This is a genomic window from Paractinoplanes abujensis, from assembly GCF_014204895.1.
Lineage (GTDB): Bacteria > Actinomycetota > Actinomycetes > Mycobacteriales > Micromonosporaceae > Actinoplanes > Actinoplanes abujensis.
This window is the reverse complement of sequence record NZ_JACHMF010000001.1, coordinates 7,774,069-7,800,455: the sequence shown is the minus strand read 5'-3', so window position 1 is coordinate 7,800,455 and position 26,387 is coordinate 7,774,069. Positions and strand designations below refer to the sequence as shown.

The following is a 26,387-nucleotide window of genomic DNA, read 5'->3' as shown; positions in this document are numbered from 1 at the left end:
CGCCAGTCAAACCCCGATTCGGCCCGGCAGTACGCCCGGACTGGTCACCGATCGAGAAATTTTGCGGGTGGCGAAACGGCTTGCGTTCAGCCGAGAGCGACCGTACGGCCGGTGGCGATCGCTTCCTGGGCGGCGACCAGGATCGCCGTCACCTGGGCGCCGAGGCGAACGTCCAGCTCTGACGCCGGCCCGCCGCCGGCGTGAGCGATCAGCTGGTCGATCGCGCGGGCCAAGGCGTCGACCGGTGACCAGGGCATGTCGGGCGGCGTACGGAGGCCGGCCTCGCCCGCGAACAGGGCGTCCTCGCGCTCGGCGGCGGCCGGCGCGTCGACCGAGAGGGTGAGGTGGCTGACCGTGCCGCTCGCGTGGCGCAGCAGCAGGTGAGTCATGTCATGCGGGGCGGCCAGGCCGGTCACCTCGGTCACCGGGCCCAGCACGGGTAGCAGCAGGGCGAGCGCGTGCGGGCCGACATCCCACAGGCCGCCCTTCTCCTTGCGCCACGGCGACGCGCCGAACGGGTTGTCGTCGGTGAAGATCGAGCCGAGGTGGTCGATCCGGGCCTCGGTCCAGCCGCCGGTCGCGGCCGCCTCGGCGACGAACTCGGCCAGCTGCGGCATGAGCCGGCGGGTGAAGAACACCACTGAGGCCAGATCGCGCTCGTCCACCGCGGCCACAATCTCGGCCGCCTCGGCGTTGGTCATCGCGATCGGCTTGTCGAGCAACAGGTGACGGCCCTGACGGGCGGCCCGTACGGCGATCGGGGCCTGCACGTCCGGCGGCAGCGCGATGGCGACGGCATCGACGTCCGCGATCAGATCATCCTGATTCCCGTACGCCTGGATGCCGTGCTCGGCGGCGAGTTCAGCGGACTTGTCGGGATTGCGTCCCCAGACCCCCACGAACTCGACGTCAGGATGAGCGGCCAGCGCCGGAGCGTGGGCCAGATGCGCCCAAGGTCCCGTGCCGAACAGTCCGAAGCGCATGTCTGTCGCCTGCCTCTCTGGATCTTCCAGCCGCAAGCTACCAGGCCGCGGCCGATCAGTACGCTGTGCCGGGTGAACGGTCCTCTGTCGCTGGTGACGATCGTCGCCGCCCTGGTGCTGGCGGCGTGGTATCTGCTGCGTGCCGCCCTCAACCGCGCGCCGAGCCGCTTCGACCTGCTGGCCGCCGTGGTCTTCAGCGCGCTGGTCGCCGTGCTCGTCGTCATCGCGGTGGCCGGCCTGTTCGGCGACTCCCGGCCGAGCGAGACCGCGACCTTCGCGGGCTATCTGATCACCACGATCGCCTTCGTGCCGGTCGGCGCCTATCTGGCCCGGCTCGAGCCGACCCGCTGGGGCAGCCTCATCCTGGGCATCGCCTGTCTGGTGCTGCCGGTTCTCGTGCTGCGGCTGCAGCAGATTGCGTCGGTGACCGGTGCCTGAAGCCTCGACCCGCCCCCAGGACGCCGCCCTCGGCTCCGGCCTCGGCCGGGTGCTGCTGCTGGTCTACGGCATCTTCGCGCTCTCGGCCAGCGCCCGCGCCCTCGTGCAGATCAGCACGCACTTCGGCGAGGCCCCCCTGGCGTACCTGCTGTCGGCCTTCGCCGGCCTGGTCTACATCTCGGCCACCGTGGGCCTCGCGATCGGCGGCGCCCGCGGCCGGCTGATCGCCCTGGTCAGCTGCAGCATCGAACTGCTCGGCGTGCTGATCATCGGCGTTCTGACGGTGGCCGACGCCGGCGACTTCCCCGACGACACCGTGTGGTCGCGCTTCGGCAGCGGCTACGGCTACGTCCCGCTGGTGCTGCCGTTCATCGGCCTGTGGTGGATCTGGCGGCACCGCCCCCGGGCGTAAGGCTCAGTCCACCGCCTTGCCAGTCCACCGCCTCGCTGGTCCACCGCCTCGCTGGTCCTCAGCCTCGCTAGTCCTCAGCCTCGCTGGTCCTGAGCCTTGTTGGTCCTCAGCCTCGCTAGTCCTCGGCCTCGATGACGTGCGGGACGAAGAAGCTGGCGTCGTTAGTGACCAGGCCCGCATCGCCGAGGCCCTCGCGGATGCCCATGCCGGCCGGCTCGCCGTCGATCAGCCAGGAGCCGATCACCGGGTGCACGACACCCTCCAGGCCCTCGAAGGACGGCAGCTCGCAGAGCTCCTGCACGACGAAGCGGCCGTCCGAGCCGTACTCGGAAGGGTTTTCGGTGATCGTGCGGCCGTCCTTGACCAGCGTGACCGAGCCGCCCTCACGGCCCCAGATGGGCTTCTTGGCGTAGCTGGTCAGCGTGGCCGCCTTGGACGACTCGGCGAAATAGGCCGGGAGCAGGTATTTGCTGCGCTCGGGGTGCTCACCGAAGAGCATCCACAGCACCGGGAGCAGGGCCTTGTTGCCGAGCAGGGCCGCCTTGTAGGGCGGTTCGATCCACACCGTGCCGCGCTTGGTGGGGTCGGCCATGTTGCGGAAGAAGGCCTTGCCGCCCTCCTCGCTCCAGAACCATTCCCACGGGTAGAGCATGAAGATGATGTCGATCGGCTCGGACTTGTGCTCCTGGCCGGGGCCGGGCACGAACACGACGCGGTCACCGGCGACATCCCAGCCGATCTGGCTCATCGCGATCAATTCGACCGGGTAGCCGGCTTCCTCGGCCGTCGCCATCAGGTAGGCGACGTTCATCCGGTCCTCGCCGGTGCGCTCGGACGTCTCGTACGCGAAAAAGATCTTGGGTTTTTCCGGGAGCCAGGTGCGGGCCTCGCGCAGCTTGTTGATGTTGCGCTTCCACGCGCCCGGCTCAGCCGGTTCACCCGGGCTGGCGGGCCAGCCGACCAGGCGGTCGTGGATCGAGTTCCACTGGCGCCACTCGTGCTTGGTCAGGTTGGTCTGGTCGGCCCAGTGCCACTGGATGACCGCGCTCTCGACCAGCGACGTGGGCGTCTGCGCGTTGAACTCGAGCAGCTTGGGGGTGCTGCCGGCGCCGTTGTACCACAGGTCGAAGCGGCCGTAGACCGACGGCGAATAGTCAGGCGTCTCCATCGGCAGGCGCATGTCGGGGTCTTTGTCGTAATGCGTCCACGTCTCGGCGTCGCCGTCGAACCACGTACGGATGATCTGCTCGTGCGCGAACTCCGGGATGCCGATCTTGGCCAGGTAGCACGACTGGGGGTTGCAAATCGAGGCGAAGAACCCGTCCTTGCGGCCCTGCACGGTGTGACGCGGGCACTGCTTGACCATCCAGTCGCCGGCCTCGAGGCACATCTCGTAGATCGCCGCGGTGGCCGTCTCGAGCTCCTCGATCTCGGCCGCGGTGAAGTCGTAGAACGGGCCCTCCTGCCAGTACGACACCATCGAGCCGTCAGGCAGCTCGGTGTCGTTGTACGTCAGGCCGAGGCTGAAGTTGGTGAGTTTCCAGCCGTCGCGGATCGGGCCGTGGGGAACTCGGCGCACGCTCAGCTGCCTCCGCTCTTGCTGTTGCTGCGCGCGACGCCGCCCTTGCCGACCACGCTGGTCTTGATCGTGCCGTTGCCGATCCGGCCGGAAGCGGGCAGCCCGAACGACTGCCGCGCCTTCGTGTCGTTGTATGCGAACTTGTTGCCACCCGGCGGGAGCTTGTAGCCCACCGGGTAGCCCGCGCGGTAACCCGACGAATACCAGATGAAGAACGGCAGCACTCCGAGGCCGGAGCCGCCGTCGTTGTCGTCGTCGCAGTAGTCCTCGTCGACGACCGTGCCGTTGGCGTCGGCGCAGTAGAAGCCGGCGTCCTCGTAGTCGTCGTCGTTGTCGCAGGCCGCCAGCCCGCCCGCCGCGAGGAGCAAGAACGTGCTGGTGAGCGACACGCTACGAGAGCTCATGCGTCGGTTCATCATCATCCCTTTGTAGCGCCTCACAGCAACCGCTGCACTATGCGCGAGGGCCTCCGGCGACATAGATGACCTGCCCCGACACGAAGCCGGCACCCTCGCTGACGAGGAAGGATACGGTGTTGGCGACGTCCTCGGGGCGACCGGCCCGGCCCACGGGAATTTGGGCCACCGCAGCCTTCTCGAACTGGGCGAAATCAACCCCGACGCGCGCCGCGGTCGCCGCGGTCATGTCGGTCACGATGAACCCGGGCGCCACGGCGTTGGCCGTGATGCCGTAGCGGCCCAGCTCGATGGCCAGGGTCTTGGTGAAGCCCTGCAGGCCCGCCTTGGCCGCGGCGTAGTTGGCCTGCCCGCGATTGCCGAGGGCGGAGGTGCTGGAGAGGCTGACGATGCGGCCCCACCCGGCGTCGACCATGTGCTTCTGCACGGCCCGGCTGAACAGGAACGCGCCGCGCAGGTGGACCGCCATCACGGTCTCCCAGTCGTCGTCGGTCATCTTGAACAGCAGGTTGTCGCGCAGCACGCCGGCGTTGTTGACCAGCACGGTAGGCGCGCCCAGCTCGGCCTGGACCCGCTCGACGGCCGCGCCGACCTGGATCGGGTCGGACACGTCGGCCCCCACCGCGAGGGCCGTTCCCCCCGCGTCGTGGATCGCGGTCACCGTGTTGGCGCACGCGCCCTCGTCGAGGTCGACGACCGCCACGGCCATGCCGTCGGCGGCGAGCTTGCGAGCGGTGGCCTCACCGATGCCCCGGGCGGCCCCGGTGACGATCGCGACGCGAGTGGGAACGGACTGCGACACTTATGCCTCCGAATATTTGCACTGAGAGTGCAGTTTAACCCAGGACTAGACCGTACGGCGTAGGCGAATCCACCGGTATCCGTAGCCCGCCACCTCGACCTTGTCCCACTTGCCCAGCTCCGGGTACTCCTGATCAGCCAGGACGTCGTTGGGCTGATCGGCCTCCGCGGCGAGCGAACTGAGGTCGAGAGTCGCCGCCTCGGTTCCCAGATTGTGCACGAAGACCATCGTGCCGGTCTCGCCGTCCGCACGGTGGACCAACACACTGGTCGAACCCGGAATATCGACATGCGTGCAGCTGCCCGTGCCCACCTCCGGGGCCTCCCGCAGCGTACGGATCATGCGCTCGAACCAGGACAGCAGCGAGTTGGGGTCGTGCCGCTGGAGGGTCACGTTGACCTTCTCCCAGCCGAAGTCGCCGCCGCTGATCACCGGGCGGGCCAAGTCCTCGGGCTTCGCCCCGGAGAAGCCGCCGTTGGCGGTGAGCGACCACTGCATGCCGGTGCGGATCGCGTGCCGGCCCTGCTCGCTGAGGTCGTCACCCATGCCGATCTCCTCGCCGTAACGGATGACCGGGGTGCCGCGCAGGCTGAACTGCAGCGCGTAGGCCAGCTCCAGGTGCCGGCGGTCGTTGCCGAGCATCGGGGCCAGCCGCCGCCGGATGCCCCGGCCGTACAGCCGCATCTCCGGCTCCGGACCGAACTTCGCGAAGACCTCCTCCCGCTGCTCGGCGGTGAGGCGGGACAGGTCGATCTCGTCGTGGTTGCGCAGGAACGTGGCCCACTGGCCGCCCTCCGGCAGCTGCGGGGTGTCGCGCAGGCCGTCGATGATCGGCTCCGCGTCCTCGCGGGCCAGGGCCAGAATCAGCCGGCCGTTGAGCATGAAGTCGAACAGCATGTGGATGCGGTTGTTCGAGCCGCCCTTGTCGCCGAAGAAATCCACCAGCTGGGCCGGCTCGACGTTGGCCTCGGCCAGCAGCACGGCGTCGCCCTTACGCCACTGGACGTGCTGGCGCAGTTCGGTCAGGAAGTCGAGATCCTTGGGCGAGTTGGGGTTGCCCGGCTCGGTCTGCTCGATGATGAACGGCACCGCGTCCATGCGGAACCCGGCCACGCCCAGCTGCAGCCAGAACGAGGTGATCTTCTTGATCTCCTCGCGGACCTCGGGGTTGTTGATATTGAGGTCGGGCTGGAACTTGTAGAACCGGTGGTAATACCAGAGCTTGGCGGTGCGGTCGTAGGTCCAGGTCTCGTCCTGCTCGCCGGGGAAAACCATGCCCTGCTTACGGTCGGCGGGCTCGGTCTCCGACCAGACATACCAGTCCCGGTACGGCGAGTCGGGCGACGACCGGGCCGACTGGAACCACGGGTGCTTGTCCGAGGTGTGGTTGACGACCAGATCGATGATGACCTTGATGCCGAGGTTGCCCGCCTGATGCAGCAGCTCGGCGAAGTCCCCCAGGTTCCCGAACCGCGGGTCGATGTTGTAGAAATCGGCCACGTCGTAGCCGTCGTCACGGTCCGGCGTCGGGTGGATCGGGTTGAGCCACAAGCAGTTGACGCCGAGCCGGGCCAGATAATCCAGCCTGTTGATCATGCCGCGGATGTCGCCGCAGCCATCATCATTCGAGTCGGCGAACGTGTCGATGTCGGCACAGTAGACAACGGCTTTCCGATACCACCGGTCAGTCATGCCTCTCTACTTCACCATGACCCCGAGCCCCGAAACCGCCAACCGCTCAGGATCACCACCGACGGGCCCACCTCAACCCGCAACCACACACAATCCCCACGACGGCAGCGCAGCAGGCCCACCTCAACCCACCCGACCACCAACGACGGCACCGCCGCAGACCCCCCAACCCCCGCCAACCGCTCAGAAATACCGACGACGGCAGGGTGGCGGGAGGCGTCGGGCGTCGGGCGGCGGCCGGGTGGCATGTGGCGAACGGCAGCGGGCGCAGGTAGCCAGCGGACAGCGAAGGCGCAGACGGGCGGGCGGCAGGCAGCGGGTGGAGTGGGCGGGCAGTGGCAGACAGCACGCAGCGGCAGGGCGGCGACAGACGGCAACACGCAGCGGCACGCGACGACACGCAGCGGTAGGCGGCACCCAACGACACGCGGCGGCGGGCGGCGGCGGCGGGCGGCGGCGGCGGGCGGCGGCGGCGGCGGGCGGCGGCGGCGGGCGGCGGCCGCGGGCGGCGGCGGCGGCGGGCGGCGGCGGGCGGCGGCGGCGGGCGGCGGCGGTGGGCGGCGGCGGCGGTGGGCGGCGGCGGTGGGCGGCGGCGGTGGGCAGCGGCGACGACGGGCGGGCGGCAGGCAGCGGCGGAGTGGGCGGGGAAGCGGCAGACAGCACGCAGCGACACGCGGCGGAAGACCACCACACGCGGCGGTAGGCGGCAAACGGCACCCAACGACACGCGGCGGCAGGCAACGGCGGGACGGGCGGCGGCACGCGGCGGGACGGGCGGCGGCACGGGCGGGCGGCGGCACGGCGAGACGCGCGGCGGCACGCGGCGGGACGCGCGGCGGCGCGGGCGGCGGCACGGGCGGCGGGACGCGCGGCGGCGCGGGCGGCGGCACGGGCGGCGGCACGCGGCGGGACGCGCGGCGGCACGCGGCGGCACGGGCGGCGGCACGCGGCGGGACGCGCGGCGGCACGCGGCGGCACGGGCGGCGGCACGCGGCGGCACGGGCGGCGGCACGCGGCGGGACGCGCGGCGGCACGCGGCGGCACGGGCGGCGGCACGCGGCGGGACGGGCGGCGGCACGCGGCGGGACGGGCGGCGGCGGACGGCGGGACGGGCGGCGGCGGACGGCCGCGACGGGCGGCGGCGGACGGCCGCGACGACGGGGAGTGTGGCGGCGAGGAGCGGACGGGGCGGGTGGCAGCGAAACGGGTTACAGCAGGGCGGACGACAGCGGACGCAGGTAGCAGCGGACGGCGGGGCGGCGGCAGCGGGAGCAGGAGGCGGCGGGCGACGGCGGGTGACATGACAGGCAGGTAGCGGGCGGCAGCAGGCGGCCGCGTCGACAGGCGACCGCGACGGCAGGCGGCGGCGATCGAGCAGGATCGCCGCCGGGGACTGGGGTCAGCGGCGGGTGGGCAGGCCCGGGAGGTCGCGACGGCTGAGCAGCGACACCCCGGCGAAGGCGGCCACCGGCACCAGCACGAGGACGGCCCACTGCAGCGGGTTGATCAGCTGCAGCGACTCCGGGTGGCCCATGTTGTGCTTGATGAGGCCGCCGAAGCCCCACTGGACCAGGGGGATCGTCACGAGTACGGGCGCGACCCAGCACAGCAGCCGGGCGCGGAATTCGGGCTCCTGCCGGATGACGGCCACTGCGGCCAGCACGGCGGCGGCCACCACCAGGACGTTGCCGATCGGGCTGAACATGCGGTCGAACATCACGGGCTCAGCGACCAGCAGGGTGCTCGCGGCGGCCACCCAGGCCAGGCCACGCGGCTCCGTCCGGCCGCCTCGCGCCGCGACCAGGCCCGCGATCAGCACGACCGCGGCCGCCACGATCAGCCAATACGCATGCAGCACCGTGGCCGGCGTGTCCAGGTAGAGCCGCGCGGGGGCAGCGATCTCGCCCGCCAGCCCGACGGTCGCCCCGGCCGCCGCGGCCACGCGCCATCCCAGATAGGCCGCGACCAGCGCGACACCCCAGCCGGCCAGCCGGGCCCAGCTGACCGTGTCGACCGGCGGCACGTACTCCGGGTATCTCAGCGCGGCCCGGGCCTCGACCACGACCCGGCCCAGCGCGACGGCGAACAGCAGCATCGCGCCGAAGATCTGCACGGTGCGGGCCACCCGGCTCTGCCCGGCGACCATCAGCCGCAGGTGGGCGGCGATCGCCCCGCGCACGACGTCGAACGCCTGGGCCGCGCCGGGACGCGGGTCGGCCATCAGCACGCCGAGCATCTCGTCGCCGTACTCCTGGCGGAACTCACGCGGATAGAGCGCGAGCAGGCGCCGGTAGCGGATCTCGGTCATGCGGTGGCTCCCCCGAAGTCGGTGCGACGGGCCCGCAGCCGGCCCTCCGCGAGTGTGGCCTGGGCGCGCAGGCGGGCGGTCTCGGCCTCGAGGCTCCGCTCGCCGGCCCCCGTGAGCCGGTAGTAGCGCCGGAGGCGGGACTGCACGACCTCTTCCCGGTCGACCTCGATCAGCCCTTCGCCGCGCAGGCGGTCGAGGGCGGCGTAGAGCGTGCCCGCGCGCAGCCGCACGCGGCCGCCGGTCATGTGCTCCACGTCTTCGGTGACCGCGTAACCGTGCATCGGCTCACCGGCCAGCGCCGTGAGGATGAGAAAGGTCGGCTCGTTCACGGTCGGAGTATATGCCGCCGGTCGGTATATGCAAATGACCGGCTCAGGCTTCAGGTTGGTTTCAGCTCTGCCGGGTATGAAAAAACGGTGGCTGAAGCGGGTCTGAGTCAGCAAGGTGGGCTGACAGGGTGGGTGGCGTCCGTCATCGAGTCGTGGGGCGAGGTGGGCGTCGGGCTGCTGGTCGCCCTGGAAAACCTCATCCCGCCGATCCCCAGCGAGATCGTGCTCTCGCTCGGCGGCTATCTGGCCAGCGAGGGCCGGGTCAATCTGATCCTGGTCTTCGTCGCGGCCACGCTGGGCTCGGTCGGGGGCGCGCTGCTGCTCTACTGGCTCGGCTACGGCCTGGGCGAGGAGAGGCTGCGCCGCTGGCTCGACCGCATCCCGCTGGTCGACGCCGACGACCTGGACAAGGCCGATCGCTGGTTCGAGAAGCACGACCGGATGGCCGTCCTGTTCGGACGGTGCGCGCCGGTCGTCCGCAGCCTGGTGTCGATCCCGGCCGGCGCCAACCACATGCCGCTCGCCCAGTTCACGATCTTCACCGCGATCGGCAGCGGCGTCTGGAACGCCATTTTTGTCGGCGGCGGCTATCTGCTCGGCTCGCGCTATTCCGATCTCGAGAAGTACAGCCAGTATTTCGACTACGCGATCTGGGCGTTCTTCATCGTCACCATCGCGAGCTGGGTCACCAAGAAGGTGCGCAAACGGCGACGCGCGGCCGCTGGACAGAGCGGCCGCGCGTCTGGGGACGGGTAAGGATCAGAACCCGGCGCTGATCTTCGTGAAGGCCCAGTCGGCCTGCGCGATGCCGGAGCAGTCGGAGACCACGCCGCCACCGGCGCAGCCGCGGTCCCGGTTGACCGACCAGAAGGTGAAGCGGGAGAGACCCTTGCTCTTCGCGTAGTCGCGGATCCGCGTCCACGTGTCGGTGCTGGTGAGCTCCTGCTGGTCGGAGAGACCGTTCATGCCGGAGATGCCGATGTGCGAGTACGCCTGCGCGTCGGTGTAGCCGAAGGTCGTCTTGAGCAGGTTCTTCAGGCCCTCGGTGGCGCCCACGGTCGAGCCGTACATGTCGGCGCCGCCGCCGAAGTCGAACGGCATCTGGGTGAAGATGTCGATGTTGGCGTTGAGCGCCTTGGCCTGCTGCACGAGCCGGGTGCCGTAGTAGTTGGGGCCGGTCGGCGAGGTGCCGAAGGTCAGGATCGTCTTCACCGACGGGTTCTTCTGCTTGACGATCTTCAGCGCGTTCAGGATGCGGTCCTGGACGACGGTGTTCTCGAACTCGTCGGAGTTCTCGATGTCGATGTCGATCGACTTGAGCTGGAAGGCGTCGATGAGCTTCTGGTACGCCCCGGCCAGCGCCTCCGCCGTGGAGCAGTTCGGGCCGAGCTTGTTGCCGCTCCAGCCGCCCACGGACGGGACGATGTCGATGCCGGCCGCCCGGGCCTGGGCGATGTAGCTGGCGTGCACGCCACCGGTCAGGCCGCTCTCGCCGTCCCAGGCCGGGTTGCAGCCGTTGTTGGCCAGCACGAACGCGATGGTGAAGGCCTTGACGCCGGTCGCGCCGGCAACCGTCGCGGGCGCCGGCGGGTTACCCCAGCCCGGGTAGACGTACGGGGCCGAAGCCATCTTGGTGCCGGTGCTCGGCGGTGTCGTGGGCGGCGTGGTGGGCGGCGTCGTCGGGGGTGTGGTGCCGCCGCAGGCGCCGTCGTTCTTCCAGACGTCCCACTGACCGCTGTGCGTGGCCGGCGACTCGTTCTGCGTCCACCACTTGGCGCTGTAGTTGATGCCGTTCTGCGAGGCGGTGTTGCCGCCCACGTAGACCTGCGAGGCGCTCCATGCGGGGGCACACGCGGCCGCGGCGCTCGAGGTCGCCATCGGCAGCACCGCGGCGGCCGTGCCGGCCACTGCCACGGTGCCGACGATGGCCAGCTTCCTGCTCAGTTTCACGGGGATTCTCCTGCTGGGGGTGGGGGTTCAGGGGAGGGTGGCGAGGTGGGGCTTGACGGTGTTGGCGAAGCCGTTGCCGTTGGTGACGTCCCAGTTGATCGACCAGGTCATCGCGCCCCGGAGGCCCGGATAGGTGGCCGGCGGCTTGAAGGAACCGCAGTTGGTGCCGCGGGCCAGGCAGTCGAGCGCCTGGTTGACCACGGCCGGGGCGACGTAGCCGCCACCGGCGGCCCGGGTGCTGGCCGGCAGGCCCAGCGCGACCTGGTCGGGGCGCAGACCGCCTTGGGTCTGGATGCAGGCCAGCGCGGTCAGGAAGTTCACCGTGCCCTGCGAGTAGGCGTTCATCTGGTCGCAGCCGAGCATCGCGCCCGAGTTGTAGAACTGCGTGAACACCACGGTGAGGATGTCCTTGATGCTCAGCGCGAGCGCGAAGTACGAGGACTGCGGGTTCTGCATGTCGATGGTCTGCGGGGCCATCGTGATGATCAGGTTCGCGCCCACCTTGGCCCGCAGGCTGCGCAGCGCCTGCGCCATGTAGGTCGGGTTGAGCCCGTTCTCCAGGTCGATGTCGACGCCGTCGAAGCCGTACGTGGTGATCAGGCGGTGCACCGAGTCGGCGAACGCGGTGGCGGCGGCGGCGCTGTTGACGGCGACCGTGCCCTTCTCACCGCCGACGGAGATGACGACCTTCTTGCCCCGCGCGTGCAGGGTGGCGATGTCCGCCTTGAACTGGGCGTCGGTGTAGCCGCCGACCGCCGCGGCCAGGCCCGGGTCGAGGTTGAAGGTGACCGCGCCCTGCGTGCTGGTGGCGTCGGCGAAAGCGACTGCGATCAGGTCGTAGTTGTTGGGGACGGCGGCCAGCTTGAGCGGGGCGGCGCCGTTGTCGAAGTTCTGCCAGTAGCCGGTGAGGAAGTGCTTGGGCAGCTGCCCGTTCGACGGCGGAGTGGTGGTGGGCGGCGTCGTCGGCGGGGTCGTGGGAGGCGTTGTAGGCGGGGTTGTGGGCGGCGTGGTGGGCGGGGTCGTCGGCGGGGTGGTGGGACCGCTGCCGCAGGCCCCGTCGTTCTTCCAGACGTCCCACTGTCCGCTGTGCGTGGCCGGCGACTCGTTCTGCGTCCACCATTTGGCGCTGTAGTTGGTGCCGTTCTGGGAGGCGGTGTTGCCGCCCACGTAGACCTGCGAGGCGCTCCACGCCGGCGCGCAGGCCGCCGCGGCCGAGGCCGTACTGGAGAAGTAGGTCGCCGCACCGCCGGCGACGAGCGCCACCACGGTCGTCAGGACTATCGATCTGGAGCGCTTCATGGCGGTCCCTCCACGCACAACCCAATGAGATGTATCAATCATTAGGACTGTTAACAGTAAAAGTCCAGAGGGCCGGACCTTAAACATCCTTAAACGTGCGCGGCCGGGTACGCGGGGTGAGCCATCGACGGACCGGCCCCGTTTCCGTGGCGCATCGACCGGGTAAGGCGGGCGGCATGGATACGGGTGCCGCGGGCGCGACCATCATCGACCCTGAACTGGCCGAGCGAGCCGAGTCCCAAGACCTGCTGACCCTCGGCGTCGAAGAGGAATATCTGCTGGTGGACGCGGTGGAACCGCGTGCCGTGGAGGCAGTCGAGAAGGTCTTCGACTTCGTGCCGCCCGAGCTCGGCGAGGCCGTGCAGCACGAGTTGACCCGCGGGCAGATCGAGGTGGCCAGCCCGCCCCAACTCGACCTCGGAGTGCTGGCCGAGGCCCTGCGGAACCTGCGTTCGGCGGTGGCCGGCGCGGCCGAGCAGGCCGGGGCGCGCCTGCTGGCCATGGGCGCCGGACCGGCGGCGGGGCCCAACGTCCGCATCGTCGACAAGCCGCGCTACCACCGCATGCGCGAACGCTTCGGCGACCTCTCCCCCGGCCCCGGCCTGTGCGGCACCCACGTGCACGTGAGCGTGCCCGACGACGAGACCGGCGTGCAGATCCTCAACCACCTGCGGCCCTGGCTGCCGATCTTCCAGGCTGCCACCACCAACTCCCCGCTGTTCAGCGGGCGCGACACCGGGTACGCCAGTTGGCGCTCGCTGATGTGGGAGCGGTGGCCCACCGTCGGCCCCACGCCGTACCTGCGCTCGTTCGCCGAGTACGAGACGCTCGTGTCCGACCTCGAAGCGAGTGGCGCGATGCTCGACGAGGGCATGCTCTACTGGTACGCCCGGCTGTCCGCGCGGTACCCCACCGTCGAGATCCGGATGGGCGACGTCATGCCCACCGCCGACGACGCCGTGCTGCTGGCCGCGCTGGCCCGGGCCCTGGTGGCCACGCTGCTCAACGAGGTGCGCGAGGGCAAACCCGCCCCCGACGTGCCGCACCCGCTGCTGATGGCCGCGCACTGGCGCTCCGCGCACGACGGGCTCGAGGGCCTGAACATCGACATGGCGACCCGCGAGCCGCGCCCCGCGTGGAAGCTGATGCGGCAGCTCTTCGATTACGTACGGCCGGAGCTGGAACGGCACGGCGACCTGGAGACGGCCACCGTCCTGATGGGACGTCTGCGCTCGCACGGCACGGGCGCCGCGCGGCAGCGGGCGATCCTGGCCCAGGGTGGCTCGATCAGCGACGTCGTCGACCGGTTCGCCCGGCTGACCCGCGGCGACGTCGCGGAGACGGAGCCGTCGGCCGGTTCGCCCGAGTGACTCGCCGCCAGGGCCCGGCGACGTAGGCTGGGCCCGGAGATCGGGGGTACGCCGGATGAGACTCGTGGTCATCGGCGGGGACGCCGCCGGAATGTCGGCGGCGTCGCAGGCACGCAAGCGGCTCGGCCAGGACGACCTGGCCATCACCGTCTTCGAGCGGGGACATTTCACCTCGTACTCGGCGTGCGGCATCCCGTACTGGATCGGCGGCGCCGTGACCGACCGCGACAAACTGGTCGCCCGCACCCCCGAGCAGCATCGCCAGGCCGGAGTCGACGTGCGGCTGCGGCACGAGGTGGTCGGCATCGACCTCGACCGGCGCGAGGTGGTCGCGCACGACCTGGCGGGCGGCGGCGAGACCCGTGAGCCCTTCGACCACCTGGTCTACGCGACCGGCGCCAGCCCGTTCGCGCCGGAGTGGGCTCGGGTGCGCGACGCCGGCGTCTTCGGCGTGCAGACCCTCGACGACGGCCAGGCCATCCACGACTGGCTCGACCGCGAGCCCGCCCCGCGCCGGGCCGTGGTGATCGGCGGCGGCTACATCGGCGTCGAGATGGCCGAGGCCATGGTCCTGCGCGGCCTCGAGGTCACCTTGCTCGAGAAGTCGCCGCAGCCGATGGCCAAGACCGTCGACCCCGAAATGGGCGCGCTGGTGCAGAAGTCGATGCGCGGCCTGGGCATCGAGGTGGTGACCGGCGCGCACGTGGAGGGCCTCGAGACCGCGGGCGGGCGGGTGCGGGCGGTGGTCACCCCGGACGGCACGCTGCCGGCCGACATCGTGGTGCTCGGCCTGGGCGTACGGCCGAACGTCGCGCTGGCCGCGGACGCCGGATTGCCGGTGGGCCCGGCCGGGGGCGTACGGACTGACCTGCGCATGCGTGTCGAGGGCGCCGAAGGGGTGTGGGCCGCCGGCGACTGCGTCGAGACCAGGCATCTGCTCACCGGGCGGCCGGTGCACGTGCCGCTCGGCACCCACGCCAACAAGCAGGGCCGGGTGGCCGGCATCAACATCGGCGGCGGCTACGCCACGTTCCCCGGCGTGATCGGCACCGCGGTCACCAAGGTGTGCGACCTCGAGGTGGCGCGCACCGGGCTCACGTCGAAGGAGGCGCACGCGGCCGGCTTCTCCTTCGTGACCGCGACCGTCGACTCCACCAGCCGGGCCGGTTACTACCCGGGCGCCGAGACGATGACCATCAAACTGATCGCCGAACGGCGTACGGGAGTCTTGCTCGGGGCCCAGATCGTCGGCCGGGCCGAGGCCGCCAAGCGGATCGACGCGCTCGCCGTGGCCATCTGGAACAAGATGACCGTGGAGGAGATGACGTCGCTCGACCTGAGCTACGCGCCGCCGTTCGCCCCCGTGTGGGATCCGGTGCTGATCGCTGCCCGAAAGGCCACCGAGGCGGTACACGCCAGCCTTTGACCGTATTTGCACTTCCCGCGCTCCCAGCACCCAGCCAGGAACTATCGCACACCGTGAGGTGACCACCACCGATCCGGTATCGCGCTTGATCATGCGGCACGGTAGGAACGCAGGATGTCGCCGCACTCTCCTCGCATCCCGGCCCAGGGTGGCGCGTCCGCGTCCTCCGGCCGGCATCGGCGACCCGAGTCCCTGGCCGACGTCTCGACCGGCGGCATCCCGCGCGTGTCGGTGACCACCCTGACCGACTCGCCGATCTCGCAGCGCAGCCGGTCGGCCCGGCATCAGCGCCCGGCCCGCACCGGCCGGCACGCCGCCGCCCGCGTCCCGGCCCAGCGCCCGCCGTCCGGGCGCCCGCCGGTCACCGGCTCGCACCGCGCCCCCGGCACCCTGCCGATCGAGTCCTGGCTGCTGATGGGCAAGAAGCGGCAGCAGGCCATGCTCGCGTCGCTGGTCGCCATCGGCATCGTCCTGCTGGCCATGCCGGCCGAGCAGCGCCGCGGCGGCTTCGAGGCGGTGAACGCGGCCGCCCAGGCGGTGGCCGGCGTGCAGACGGAGAAGAAGCCGGAGCAGGAGCCGCAGGCCGCGCCCGAGCGCGAGCAACAGAGCGCGCCCGACAAGCAGGAACAGGACGGCACGCCCGCCAAGCCCGCGGCCCCCGAGCCGGTCACGCCCACCCCCGCGCCGAGCACCCCCACGGCGGAAGCCACCGCAGCCGGCCCCAAGAAGCCCAGCTCCGACCTCGGCCCCGGCCGCTCGCTGCGCACCACCGGCAGCAAGGTCGTCGCCCTCACCTTCGACGACGGCCCCGACCCGGTGCAGACGCCGAAGATCCTCGAACTGCTGGCCGAGCATCAGGTCAAGGCCACGTTCTGCCTGGTCGGCACGCAGGTCGAGCGGCACCCCGAGATCGTCCGGCAGATCGTGGCCGACGGGCACACGCTCTGCAACCACACGTGGGACCACAGCCTCAAGATCGGCAAGGATCAGCCCGCGAAGATCAAGGCCGATCTGGACCGCACCAACGCCGCGATCCTGGCCGCCGTGCCGGGCGCACAGATCCCGTTCTTCCGGGCCCCCGGCGGCAACTTCACCGAACGGCTGGTCAACGTGGCCGCGATCGGCGGGATGACCTCGCTCTACTGGGAAGTCGACCCGCGTGACTGGGAGCACCCCGAGAACGAGACCGAGCCGCAGCACATCGCCCGGATGGTCCGCGACATCCAGAAGCAGGTCCGGCCGGGCGCGATCGTGCTCTCCCACGACTTCAACCAGCCGGCCACCATCAAGGCGTACGAGAAACTGCTGCCCTGGCTGACCGACAACTTCACCCTCGGCATCCCCGGCGAGAAGGCCGAACCGGAAACGCCTCCGGCACCTCAGCCCAGCGTCACGCCGCCCGCTGACAGCTAGGACACCAGTAGAGGTTGCGCGCAGCCAGCTCCCCACGTGCGACCTCGGTGCCGCAGACCAGGCACGGCTGCCCCGGACGGCGATAGACGTAGACCTCACCGCCGTGCCGGTCGACCCGCGGCGCCCGCTGCATCGCCTCCGGCGTGTGCCGGGTGTGCACGGTGTCGATGCGGCCGCGGGCCACGCCCTCCTTCATCAGCGCGCGCAGATCGGTCCACAGCTCGTCCCACTGCTCGGTGCTGACCAACCGCCCCGGCGTGGTCGGGGCCAGCCCGGCCCGGAACAACACCTCGTTGGCGTAGATCAGACCGCAGCCGGCCACGATCGATTGGTCGAGCAGCAACGCGAAGATCGGCTTGGTGCTCGACCGTGCCCGGCTCGAGGCCGGTCCCGGGTCGGCGTCGTCCCGCAGCGGATCGGCCCCCAGCCTGTCCCGCAGCAACTGGACTTGCGCCGGGTCGAACACCTCACAAGCGGTCGGCCCGCGCAGATCGAGCCAATGCCCGGCGCCGGCCACCCGCATCCGCACCTGGCCCACCGGCTCGGGCACGGGCAGCACGCCGTCGGCGAACTTGCCGTACAGCCCGAGATGCACATGCACGCTGAGGTCACCCTCATAGTGGTGGAAAAGATGTTTCCCGTACGCCTCGGTGTCGACCAGACGGCGCGCATCGACCCGCTCGGCCCCGGCTGCGAACCGCCCCTGCGGGCTGCCGACCCGCACAACCTGCCCGGCGAAGAGCTCCCGATGCCGCACCGCGAGCCGATGAATGGTGTGTCCCTCTGGCACGGCGGCAACGGTACCCAGGTACACCGATTCCGCGCCAAACGTGCGTCAGAGCTGTTCGGGTGTGGCCAGACGGTAGACGAACTCGCCGAGCCCGGCCTGCGCGATCGCGATGACCGAGTGGGCGAGGTCCTCCTGGGTCGCGGCCATGGTCAGATCACCCAGCCGGACGGCTTCGTAGCCGGCGTCGAGGCTGAGCTGCTCCACGACACCCCGGGCCTCCTCGTCGCCGGACCACAGGTTGCTCGGTCGGACGCGGGCCTGGGCGATCCGCTTGTAGAGCAGCGCGATGTTGGTGTTGAAAACCTTCGCGGCCGGTCCGCCGGTCACGGACTTGATGTACTCGGCGTTCGAGGCGAAGCCGCCCGGTGGCCGCACGCCGCCGTAGAGGTTGGTGGCGTCGAGCACCGTCTTGCCCGCCAGTCCCGTCACTGCGGCCAAGGCTGGCTGCACGGCGTCCCCGGGCACGGCGACCAGCACCGCTTCCGCGCCACCGGCGTCGCCACCGGAACGTCCGAGCCGCTCTACCTTGTGCCCGGCCTGCTCCCACAGGTCGGCCAGTCCGCCGCCGATGTTGCCCCGTCCGATCACGGTGATGTGCATGGTTCTCCCCCTGCGGATCTTGAACACGCGGAGTGTCTCCGCCGCGCGAGAAGGACACTAAGGCGGCCGCCGGACGGACGTCCAAGACCTGGGTGAGCAGCGGACGATAGGCTTTGCCTATCGATGTCAGCCCGCGAAACCTCCGGTACTTCATGGCCGTGGCCGAGGAACTCCACTTCGGCCGGGCGGCCGCGCGCCTGTACATCTCGCAGCCGTCGCTGAGCCATCAGATCCGCAAGCTCGAGGACAGCCTGGGGACCCCGCTCTTCGTCCGGTCCAGCCGCCGGGTGCAGCTCACCGCGGCGGGCCGCGCGCTGGCGCACGAGGCCCCGGCAGCACTGGCCGCGCTGGAACGGGCCGTGGAGCTGACCCGGCGGGCCGGGTCGGGCAACGCCACGATCATCCGGTTCGGCTACACCCCGGTCGCGGGCCTCGGCACGCTCACGACGCTCCTGCAGGCTTTCGGGGAGGAGCATCCCGGCGTCACCATCGACGCTCGCGAGTTGTTCAGCGCGGAGATCCCGGAGCGGCTCCGGGCCGGGGATGTGGACATCGGCCTGGCGCTGGCCCCACCGGTCACCGACGGGGTGGACGGCGAGATCCTCCGGCGGGAGCACGTGTCCACACTTCTGAGCGTTCACCACCGGTTGGCCGCCACGTCGGCGATCCCGTTGACGGACCTTCGCGACGAGACACTGCTGCTCTTTCCCCGGCGCCTCGCCCCGGCGTACTACGACGGCATCGTCGACGCCTGCCAGCAGGCCGGCTTCACACCGCGGATCCGCACGTTCGAGGAACCACCGGTGAGCGCCATGCTGGCGCGTCTCTCCACCGGACGTGAGGTGGGGCTGGCCCCGGCGTCGTTCGCCGAGCTGGCGGCGCGGGCCGGCACCCCCGTCGTGCATCGGCGGATCGTCGACCCGCCGATCATGGCGGAGCTTTCCATGCTGTGGGCCGGGACCGGCCAGTCGCCCGCCCTGGCTGACCTCCTCGCCACGGCGCGCCGGTGCGCCGGACGCGACGGATGGCTCTGACCGAGCCGGGCCGTCAGATCGAGGGTGCTCCGCCGTACGGTGAAGGAAGTCATGCTCGTCAGGGGTGGCGCCGCGCGCTGCGGCCACGGCGTGTCGGGGACCCGGCGGGTGGGCGTTTCTGCCCTGAGCTGATTCGCCCTGAGGGGAATCGGTGGGATGTGCGGGCCCGCTGAGTAAAGCTTGGTGACGTCGAACGGCCGGTCGGGTTCCGGCTTAACCGGCGGATGCGAGAGGGTGTTGTCATGAGTGTTGACGAGTTGACGATGCGGGGCGGCGGCGCATCCTTCGATGACCAGGTGTTCGAGCGGCTCCTGCGGGAGCGGATCATTTTTCTCGGCAGCGAGGTCAACGACGAGGTGACCAACCGCATCTGTGCCCAGATGCTGCTGCTGGCCTCGGCCGACAGCGAGAAGGACATCGCGCTCTACATCAACTCGCCCGGCGGCTCCATCAGCGCCGGCATGGCGGTGTACGACACGATGCAGTACATCAAGAACGACGTGGCCACGATCGCGATGGGCATGGCGGCCTCGATGGGCCAGTTCCTGCTCTGCGCCGGCACCCCCGGCAAGCGGTACGCGCTGCCGCACGCGCGGATCATGATGCACCAGCTCTCCGGCGGCATCGGCGGCACCGCGGCCGACATCGCCATCCAGGCCGAGAGCATGCTGCACATCAAGAACGTGATGAACGAGCGGATCGCCTTCCACAGCGGTCACACCCCCGAGGAGATCGAGCGCGACTCCGACCGGGACCGCTGGTTCACCGCCGAGCAGGCGAAGGACTACGGCCTGGTCGACCACGTGATCTCCAAGGCGGCGCAGGTGGGTAACAACTCCGCACTGGTCTGACCTGCGGGTTCACGCCTCCTTCAACGGGCACGCGGCCACTGCCGCGTGCCCGTTGTGTCGTTCTCGGCGGTTTCGGGTAAGAGCCGGTCATCCCCCGAATCTGTCAAGGAGGTGCTGACGTGAGGATCCCGACGTTCTCCCGCCAGTCCACGAGCGATACCACGGAGACCGCCGAGCGTCCGGCCGCGACCGGCACGGTGACGCGGCCGCGTGAGGACAACACGACCGAAGTGCGACCCACCCCCGTACGTCCTCGGCGCGACGACGAGGACACCCTGCGCGACCTGCCCCCGGCCCCGCCGCCCGCCTCGCGCCGCACCGAGCCGCCGGCGCCGCCGCGCCCCGCCGGCACCGCTCCCGTCGAGCGCCCGGCCGACCGGGACGCCGCCGACGCCGTCACCACCGGCCCCAAGCCGCGCGCGAGCCTGCTGGCCACCCTGGGCCTGATCCTGGGTGTCGCCTCGGTGCTGCTCGTGCTGTCCGGGCCGCTGCTGGGCTACGGGATCGGCGTGGCCGTCCTGGCCCTGATCCTGTCGCTGAGCGGCATCCACGCCACCGGCAAGCGGCACGTCGCCGGCAAGATGGACGCCCTGCTGGGCCTCGTGCTCTCGCTCGGCGCGATCGTGCTCGGGGTGCTCGCCCTGACCGGCTCGCTCAGCTGGCTCGGCACCGACGTGCAGCCGGTGAACACGCTGCGCGAGTGGCTTGACGCACAGACCGTCAACCGCTTCTAAAGGTTTACCCCCGGCAACAGTCGGGCATCAGACAGTTGCGGGCGGCGATGCGCCGGACGCGAAGATCGGAATCGGGACTGGCGCTCACCAGTCCCGCCCCGGAACAGTCCGGCGGTGCGCCGGCAATCTTTTCGCCTCAGGGGCGGCCTGGTTCAGGCCGCCCCTGACGCATGTGCGGGGGCGTTGCAACGAATCTCCGTCGCGGTCGCGGATCACGCAATGATCGAACGCGGCAAGCATGGTTGAACTAAGGCCTTCGACGGTGCGGCGCGCCTAGCGTTTCAGGCATGACGACCACCGCCTCACCGCGCCGCTACCTGATGTGCCGGCCCACCCATTTCGCGGTGACCTATCGCATCAACCCGTGGATGGATCCCACGGCGCCCTACGACAACGCGCTCGCCGTCAGCCAGTGGGAGAACCTGCGGCAGACGTACGTCGACCTGGGGCACACGGTCGAGCTGATCGAGCCGCTGCCCGGGCTGCCCGACATGGTGTTCTCCGCGAACGGCGCCACGGTGGTCGACGGCCGCGTGCTGGCGGTCCAGTTCCGCGACGCCGAGCGGGCCGACGAGGCCCCCGCGTACGCCGCCTGGTTCCGTGAGCGCGGCTTCGAGGTGATCGAGCCCAAGCACACCAACGAGGGCGAAGGCGACATCCTGCTCGCCGGGGACGTGCTGCTGGCCGGCACCGGTTTCCGCACCGCGCACGCGTCGCACGCCGAGACCCAGGAGGCCCTGCGCCGCCCGGTGATCACGCTGCAGCTCGTCGACCCGTCGCTGTACCACCTCGACACGGCGCTCTGCGTGCTCGACGACACCAACATCGCGTACCTGCCCGCGGCCTTCTCACCCGGCTCGCAGGCCGTACTGCAGCAGCTCTACCCGCACGCCGTGATCGCGAACGCGGAGGACGCCGCCGTGCTCGGCCTCAACGCGGTCAGCGACGGCCGTACGGTGGTGCTGCCGGTGCAGGCCACCCATCTCGCGGCCGAACTGCGCGCGGCCGGTTACCAGACCGTCGGGGTCGACGTCTCCGAGCTGCGCAAGGCCGGCGGCGGACCCAAGTGCTGCACGTTGGAGGTGCGCTCATGACAAGCGTCGACATTCTCCGTACGCCGGACGAGCTGGCCCGGGCCGAGCGGCACACGGCGCACAACTACCACCCGCTGCCCGTCGTGATCACCGAGGGCGAGGGCGCCTGGGTCACCGACGTCGACGGGCGCCGCTACCTGGACTTCCTGGCCGGCTACTCGGCGCTCAACTTCGGGCACCGGCACCCCGGCCTGATCGCAGCCGCGCACGCCCAGCTCGACCGGATCACGCTGACCAGCCGCGCCTTCGTGCACGACCAGTTCGCCGAGTTCTGCCGGTCGCTGGCCGCGCTCTGCGGCAAGGAACTCGTGCTGCCGATGAACACCGGCGCCGAGGCCGTGGAGACCGCGATCAAGGTGTCCCGCAAGTGGGGTTACCAGGTCAAGGGCGTGGCCGACGGCCGGGCCGAGATCATCGTGGCCGCTGACAACTTCCACGGCCGCACGACCACGATCGTCAGCTTCTCGACCGATCCCGACGCCAAGGCCGACTTCGGGCCGTACACGCCGGGGTTCATCGTGGTCCCGTACGGAGATGAAGTCGCCCTGCGCGAGGCGATCACCCCGAACACGGTCGCCGTGCTGCTGGAGCCGATCCAGGGCGAAGCGGGCGTGCTGGTGCCGCCGGCGGGCTACTTCGCCGCCGTACGGGCGCTCTGCGACGAGCACAACGTGCTGATGGTGGCGGACGAGATCCAGTCGGGTCTGGGCCGCACCGGCCGGACGTTCGCGATCGAGCACGAAGGCGTCGTGCCCGACATGTACGTGCTGGGCAAAGCGCTGGGCGGCGGCATCGTGCCGGTCTCGGCCGTGGCCGCCGACCGTGACGTGCTGGGTGTGCTCAAGCCGGGCGAGCACGGCTCGACCTTCGGCGGCAACCCGCTGGCCTGCGCAGTCGGCACCGAAGTGGTGCGCCTGCTGGCCACCGGCGACTTCCAGCGCCGCTCGGCCGAACTCGGCGAACACCTGCACGCCCGGCTCAACGCGCTGATCGGCCACGGTGTCGTCGCCGTGCGCGGCCGCGGCCTGTGGGCCGGCGTCGACATCGACCCGGCCCTGCTCACCGGTCGTCAGGCCGTGGAGCGGCTGGCCGAGCGGGGGGTGCTGGCCAAGGACACCCACGGCTCGACCATCCGCCTGGCCCCACCCCTGGTGGTCACCCGCGAGGAGATCGACCACGCGGTCGACCAGCTGGCCGCGATCCTGAGCTAGCTTCGCTCGAACTTGCGCAGGGCCATCGTCGGCGCCTCGCCCATCACCGATTCGGGTTGGACGACGCCGCCGGTGGCCCACATCTTCGAGCGACCCACCTGGACGCCCGCGTAGAGCTCGACCACGTCGGCCGGGCCCAGGGTGCGGCTCTCCTGACGGTGCAGCGCGATCCGCTCGTCGTCGTCGACCGCGCCGCCGGGGCGGATGCCGCTGCCGTTGGTGCTGATGTCCTGCACCGTCAGGTTGCCGTCGGTGCGCAGCGTGAACTGCACGTGGCCGCGGCTGATCCACTTGCGCGCGTCGTCGGTCAGCCACTGGCCGAGCATGATGCCGCGACCACCCTCGGGGGCGCGGCCGACCACGACCGGCTCGTCGGTCGAGACCACGAACCGGCGGCGGATGACCCCGTCGATGCGCACCGAGAGCACCTCGACCGCGGGCCGGGGACCGGCGTCGCGCAGCTTGGCGCCGTGCCGCGGGCAGGTCGGCGCGCCCGAGCGCAGCGACGGCGGGGGCTGCGAGACCGGGCTGGTGAACGTCCGCATGTCGGCGAACGGGCTGTCCGGGTCGCCGCCGGAACCGAAGCTGGTGCAGTTGGGCTCGGGGCAGCTCCAGATGCGGGCCAGCAGGCGCTCACCCAGCGGGGAACGCTCGGCCGGCCGAGGCGGCTCACCACGGCCGACCCGGGCCATCAGCACCGGGCTGCCGCCCTCGCCGGCCACCGCGGCCAGCAGGCGGCCCGGCTCGTCGACCCACGGGTGCCGGTCGCGGTTTCCCCTCGAACGGGTGAGCACGGGCAGGCCCAGCAGCTCGGCCACCTCGAAGACGCGGTCGTCGAGCTGAGGCACGACCTCGACCTTGCCGTCGTCGGCCCAGCGACGGACGACCATTCGCTCGTTAGAGGTCAGATCGGTGTCCGAGAGCAGGCCGCGCGGGGTCACCACGTAGACCGGGACGTTCTCCTCCGATACCCGTCGGCCCAGGGCGTCGATGACCAGGCCCAGACGCACCGAGCTGGCCGGACGACCCCCATCGAGGTCGGCATAACGCACGATCTCCGACATGTCGACCACAGCGCGGGCGAGCGCAGGGTCAGTGGTGAGGCGGGCCTCGATGGCGTCGAGGACCTTGCTGACCTCGAATCTCACGGGTCCTCCCGATGGTCCGCTGTGTTTGTGCCAGGCAATCATGCCCCGTCCCCGCGCCCGGCGAATGTCGCACCCCTCCGTTACCGTGTGGCCCGCACAGCGATACATCGACGGGGGAGAAAATCTTGAGGACTCGACGACTGGCCCTCGCGGGTGCGCTGACCGCGGTCATCGCCGCCGGCGGCTGCGCCGACAAGCAGGTCACCACCGGCATCGCCGAAGGTGGGTCCGGCGCTCCGGCCGCATCAGCGACGACCACCACGACGGCCCCGGCCACCCCCGGCGCCGAACTCGAAGCGGCCGCGGTCAAACTCAGCGACGCGCCGGTCAAAGTCGACGTGGTCTCGGTGGCCGGCGTGACCATCACGGGCGCCTTCGACGCCAAAGCCCAGCGCGGCGACATGACCATGGAGCTCGGCCCCGCCGGCGGCATGAGCATGAAGCAACTCGGCAACGACCTCTACGTTCAGGTCAAGGGCGCGATGGCCAACGCGGTCGACGACGCCGCGGCCCGGAAATGGATGCACATCGACCTCAGCACGGTGCCCGAGTCGAGCTCCCTGAACATCAAGAACAACGACCCCCGGGTGACGGCCAAGCTGCTCACATCGGCGATGCAGGTCAAGAAGACCGGTGAGCACACGTTCTCGGGCACCGTCGACCTGACCAAGTCGCCGACCTACAACGCGCAGGCGGCCAAGGGGCTGGCCGCCAAGATGAAAGCCGTGCCGTTCACCGCCGAGACCGACACTGACGGCCGCCTGGCCGAACTGACCTTCGACATGGAAAAGATCGCCCCCGGCGCGGGCGAGATGATTACGCGCTATTCCGACTTCGGCGTCCCGGTAGCGGTCAAAGCACCACCCGCGGCCCAGGTCGTCGAGATGCCGGCATCGTTCAGAAAGGCGATGGGCGCCTGAAGGAGGGCAGCCGCCGAGCCCGGCCACACCGCTGCGCCGGGCTCCACCCCGCCACACCGCGCCGCTTCACCACGGTGCGCCGCGCCACATCACGCTGCGCCGCGCTGAGCCCAACCCCCGCCTCGCCCGCCTCGCCCACTCCGCACGTCATGCTTTGGCGCGCCCGACCGCGCCTTGCCGCACCCGGTCACGCCCCAACCACCCCGGCTCTCCTTGCCGAATCGATCCCGTACGGGCGCCGGGTTGTCGCGCTCACCTGGCTGCCGGCCCTGGTCGTGTCCGGGCACACCTTCACCGCATTCAGCTACGTCATGCCTTGGCGCGCCCGACCGCGCCTCGCTGCGACCGCCCTCGGCGGCGCCCCGTTCGGCCGCGGCTCACCCCACAACGCCATGACATAACCGACGAGGCGTGGCCAACAGTGAGACGCGGGCTGGGGCGTAGCGGCAGGAGCGAGCGGCTGGTCAGGTGCGTTCGGCAGGGCGGACACCGGGGCGGGACTGAACAGCACAACCGGGGCAGGGCGAAGCGGTACGTCGGGCAGGGCAGGCGCGCTCGGCGCAACGGGGCAGAGCGCGGGCTGGGCATGTGGCCTGACCGGGGGGCATAGGCGGAGCAGCCGGGTGGGACAAGGGGTTCGACGACGACGCCCGGGGCGCGGGCTGGGGTCGCCAGGGGCGACCGGGATGTCCGTTTGCGTTTCGGTGGTGTCGGGAATTGATGGGGGTGAGCCGACGTCATTCGGGCGGGCGGCCGGGCGGAAGGTATCGACAATGCGGACACCACGGCTCGCCGGGCTGGGTCTTGCGACTATGGCTACGGCGGCACTGACGGTCGCCGGCTGTGCCGATGGGGGCAGCGCGACGTCGGGGGCCAGCGCGCCTGCGCCTGGGGTGAGCGTGACGGCGACTGCCTCGGGCAGCGCCGCCGACCCGGCTGCTGTGGAGGCCCTGAGCAAGGCGACCGCGCAGCTCGGCACGACCAGCTTCAAGATGACGGCGAGTTCGGGGTCCGGCTTCAAGCTGACTGGGCAGGTCGACCCGGCGCAGGGAGTGGGCACCGTCGACATGGCCGCGAGCGGCGCCAACGCCGAGCTCAAGGTCAAGACGTTGCTGGCGGGCCAGGATCTTTACCTGCAGATTCCGGGTGTCACCAAGGCGGGCACGTGGACTCACGTCGACGTGTCGCGGCTGCCGGAGGGGGCCAACGTCGGGCTGCGGCCGGGTCAGATCGACCCGGTGAACACGTCGAAGCTGCTCAGCTCGTCGACTGACGTGCACACCACCGGCGGCAACAGCTACGCGGGCACGCTCGACCTGACCAAGGCGGCGGGGCTGGCCGGCGTTTCGCAGGTCACCATCGACCAGAGCGGCGCCCAGGCGCAGAACGTGCCGTTCACGGCGGGCCTCGACGATCAGGGCCGGCTGGCCGAGCTGACCGTGCAGATCCCGGCCGTCAACGGGCAGGCCGCGCAGCCGCTCGAGGTGCTTTACAGCGACTACGGTGTGCCGGTGACGGTGGCCAAGCCGGCCGCCTCCGAGGTGACCGAGGCCCCCGACAGCCTCTACACCTCGCTCGGCAGCTGAAC

General features: G+C 70.8%; 25 protein-coding genes. 13 read left to right on the top strand and 12 right to left on the bottom strand.

All coding sequences use genetic code 11. From position 1 onward, the window contains the following. Positions 1 to 86: 86 nt before the first annotated feature. Positions 87 to 983, bottom strand: a complete 897-nt coding sequence (locus BKA14_RS35930) for a Gfo/Idh/MocA family protein (RefSeq protein WP_184955199.1) — start codon at positions 981 to 983, stop codon at positions 87 to 89. 72 nt (positions 984 to 1,055) lie between these two features. Between BKA14_RS35930 and BKA14_RS35925 the strand changes: the two genes are divergently transcribed. Both BKA14_RS35925 and BKA14_RS35920 read left to right on the top strand, forming a co-directional pair. Next, positions 1,056 to 1,421 (top strand): hypothetical protein, encoded by a 366-nt coding sequence (locus BKA14_RS35925; RefSeq protein ID WP_184955198.1) that lies wholly within the window; start codon positions 1,056 to 1,058, stop codon positions 1,419 to 1,421. After that, complete coding sequence (locus tag BKA14_RS35920; RefSeq protein WP_184955197.1) at positions 1,414 to 1,833, top strand: hypothetical protein; 420 nt, start codon at positions 1,414 to 1,416, stop codon at positions 1,831 to 1,833. Before BKA14_RS35925 ends, BKA14_RS35920 begins: the two co-directional genes overlap by 8 nt. Positions 1,834 to 1,948: 115 nt before the next feature. Here BKA14_RS35920 and BKA14_RS35915 read toward each other — a convergent pair whose 3' ends face one another. From BKA14_RS35915 to BKA14_RS35890, 6 genes are all read right to left on the bottom strand, one after another. Continuing rightward, on the bottom strand, positions 1,949 to 3,412 hold the full coding sequence (locus BKA14_RS35915) for a glutathionylspermidine synthase family protein (protein WP_184955196.1): 1,464 nt from the start codon (positions 3,410 to 3,412) through the stop codon (positions 1,949 to 1,951). A gap of 2 nt (positions 3,413 to 3,414) precedes the next feature. Continuing rightward, the gene (locus BKA14_RS35910) at positions 3,415 to 3,816 is read right to left on the bottom strand and encodes a hypothetical protein (protein WP_239092558.1); all 402 of its coding nucleotides are present in this window, start codon (positions 3,814 to 3,816) and stop codon (positions 3,415 to 3,417) included. A 49-nt stretch (positions 3,817 to 3,865) separates the two neighbouring features. After that, a complete protein-coding gene (gene fabG, locus BKA14_RS35905; RefSeq protein ID WP_184955195.1) occupies positions 3,866 to 4,630 on the bottom strand; it encodes a 3-oxoacyl-ACP reductase FabG in 765 nt (254 codons plus the stop codon). Between the two features lie 45 nt (positions 4,631 to 4,675). Continuing rightward, complete coding sequence (locus BKA14_RS35900) at positions 4,676 to 6,322, bottom strand: alpha-amylase family protein (protein ID WP_184955194.1); 1,647 nt, start codon at positions 6,320 to 6,322, stop codon at positions 4,676 to 4,678. A 1,399-nt stretch (positions 6,323 to 7,721) separates the two neighbouring features. Beyond that, positions 7,722 to 8,630, bottom strand: a complete 909-nt coding sequence (locus BKA14_RS35895) for a hypothetical protein (protein WP_184955193.1) — start codon at positions 8,628 to 8,630, stop codon at positions 7,722 to 7,724. After that, the gene (locus tag BKA14_RS35890; RefSeq protein ID WP_184955192.1) at positions 8,627 to 8,959 is read right to left on the bottom strand and encodes a PadR family transcriptional regulator; all 333 of its coding nucleotides are present in this window, start codon (positions 8,957 to 8,959) and stop codon (positions 8,627 to 8,629) included. The genes BKA14_RS35895 and BKA14_RS35890 overlap by 4 nt, the downstream gene beginning before the upstream one ends. A 132-nt stretch (positions 8,960 to 9,091) precedes the next feature. Here BKA14_RS35890 and BKA14_RS35885 point away from each other — a divergent pair, with 132 nt between their 5' ends. Further along, the gene (locus BKA14_RS35885) at positions 9,092 to 9,715 is read left to right on the top strand and encodes a DedA family protein (protein ID WP_239092559.1); all 624 of its coding nucleotides are present in this window, start codon (positions 9,092 to 9,094) and stop codon (positions 9,713 to 9,715) included. Between the two features lie 3 nt (positions 9,716 to 9,718). On the opposite strand, the gene BKA14_RS35880 is transcribed toward BKA14_RS35885, so the two are convergent. Both BKA14_RS35880 and BKA14_RS35875 read right to left on the bottom strand, forming a co-directional pair. Continuing rightward, positions 9,719 to 10,909: a carbohydrate-binding protein gene (locus BKA14_RS35880; RefSeq protein WP_184955191.1), complete on the bottom strand. Its 1,191-nt coding sequence runs from the start codon at positions 10,907 to 10,909 to the stop codon at positions 9,719 to 9,721. 27 nt (positions 10,910 to 10,936) lie between these two features. Beyond that, positions 10,937 to 12,208, bottom strand: a complete 1,272-nt coding sequence (locus BKA14_RS35875) for a chitinase (RefSeq protein WP_184955190.1) — start codon at positions 12,206 to 12,208, stop codon at positions 10,937 to 10,939. Between the two features lie 176 nt (positions 12,209 to 12,384). Between BKA14_RS35875 and BKA14_RS35870 the strand changes: the two genes are divergently transcribed. The 3 genes from BKA14_RS35870 (at position 12,385) to BKA14_RS35860 (ending at position 16,417) form a co-directional block, all read left to right on the top strand. Then, on the top strand, positions 12,385 to 13,578 hold the full coding sequence (locus tag BKA14_RS35870) for a carboxylate-amine ligase (protein WP_184955189.1): 1,194 nt from the start codon (positions 12,385 to 12,387) through the stop codon (positions 13,576 to 13,578). A gap of 55 nt (positions 13,579 to 13,633) precedes the next feature. Continuing rightward, positions 13,634 to 15,004, top strand: coding sequence for an FAD-dependent oxidoreductase (locus BKA14_RS35865; protein ID WP_184955188.1), 1,371 nt, complete (start codon positions 13,634 to 13,636; stop codon positions 15,002 to 15,004). Positions 15,005 to 15,118: 114 nt separating this feature from the next. After that, complete coding sequence (locus tag BKA14_RS35860; RefSeq protein ID WP_239092560.1) at positions 15,119 to 16,417, top strand: polysaccharide deacetylase family protein; 1,299 nt, start codon at positions 15,119 to 15,121, stop codon at positions 16,415 to 16,417. Here BKA14_RS35860 and BKA14_RS35855 read toward each other — a convergent pair. Both BKA14_RS35855 and BKA14_RS35850 read right to left on the bottom strand, forming a co-directional pair. Beyond that, positions 16,395 to 17,207 carry an Fpg/Nei family DNA glycosylase gene (locus BKA14_RS35855; protein WP_184955187.1) on the bottom strand — a complete coding sequence of 271 codons (813 nt, stop codon included), beginning with the start codon at positions 17,205 to 17,207 and terminating at the stop codon, positions 16,395 to 16,397. The two genes, BKA14_RS35860 and BKA14_RS35855, sit on opposite strands and share 23 nt — an antisense overlap. Before the next feature lie 45 nt (positions 17,208 to 17,252). After that, on the bottom strand, positions 17,253 to 17,807 hold the full coding sequence (locus tag BKA14_RS35850) for an NAD(P)-binding domain-containing protein (protein WP_184955186.1): 555 nt from the start codon (positions 17,805 to 17,807) through the stop codon (positions 17,253 to 17,255). 152 nt (positions 17,808 to 17,959) lie between these two features. On the opposite strand from BKA14_RS35850, the gene BKA14_RS35845 reads away from it, so the two are divergent. The 5 genes from BKA14_RS35845 to rocD all read left to right on the top strand — a co-directional run bounded on the left by BKA14_RS35845 (position 17,960) and on the right by rocD (position 22,731). Further along, on the top strand, positions 17,960 to 18,841 hold the full coding sequence (locus tag BKA14_RS35845) for a LysR substrate-binding domain-containing protein (protein ID WP_221477401.1): 882 nt from the start codon (positions 17,960 to 17,962) through the stop codon (positions 18,839 to 18,841). Between the two features lie 242 nt (positions 18,842 to 19,083). Further along, positions 19,084 to 19,692: an ATP-dependent Clp protease proteolytic subunit gene (locus BKA14_RS35840; RefSeq protein ID WP_184955184.1), complete on the top strand. Its 609-nt coding sequence runs from the start codon at positions 19,084 to 19,086 to the stop codon at positions 19,690 to 19,692. 119 nt (positions 19,693 to 19,811) lie between these two features. Further along, complete coding sequence (locus BKA14_RS35835; RefSeq protein ID WP_184955183.1) at positions 19,812 to 20,426, top strand: hypothetical protein; 615 nt, start codon at positions 19,812 to 19,814, stop codon at positions 20,424 to 20,426. A 287-nt stretch (positions 20,427 to 20,713) separates the two neighbouring features. After that, on the top strand, positions 20,714 to 21,520 hold the full coding sequence (gene ddaH, locus BKA14_RS35830) for a dimethylargininase (RefSeq protein ID WP_184955182.1): 807 nt from the start codon (positions 20,714 to 20,716) through the stop codon (positions 21,518 to 21,520). After that, positions 21,517 to 22,731, top strand: a complete 1,215-nt coding sequence (gene rocD, locus BKA14_RS35825; RefSeq protein ID WP_184955181.1) for an ornithine--oxo-acid transaminase — start codon at positions 21,517 to 21,519, stop codon at positions 22,729 to 22,731. Before ddaH ends, rocD begins: the two co-directional genes overlap by 4 nt. On the opposite strand, the gene BKA14_RS35820 is transcribed toward rocD, so the two are convergent. Then, the gene (locus tag BKA14_RS35820; RefSeq protein ID WP_184955180.1) at positions 22,728 to 23,879 is read right to left on the bottom strand and encodes an FHA domain-containing protein; all 1,152 of its coding nucleotides are present in this window, start codon (positions 23,877 to 23,879) and stop codon (positions 22,728 to 22,730) included. The two genes, rocD and BKA14_RS35820, sit on opposite strands and share 4 nt — an antisense overlap. A gap of 125 nt (positions 23,880 to 24,004) precedes the next feature. Here BKA14_RS35820 and BKA14_RS35815 point away from each other — a divergent pair, with 125 nt between their 5' ends. Beyond that, on the top strand, positions 24,005 to 24,799 hold the full coding sequence (locus BKA14_RS35815) for a hypothetical protein (protein WP_184955179.1): 795 nt from the start codon (positions 24,005 to 24,007) through the stop codon (positions 24,797 to 24,799). Between the two features lie 899 nt (positions 24,800 to 25,698). Next, a complete protein-coding gene (locus BKA14_RS35810) occupies positions 25,699 to 26,385 on the top strand; it encodes a hypothetical protein (protein WP_239092561.1) in 687 nt (228 codons plus the stop codon). Positions 26,386 to 26,387 lie beyond the last annotated feature (2 nt).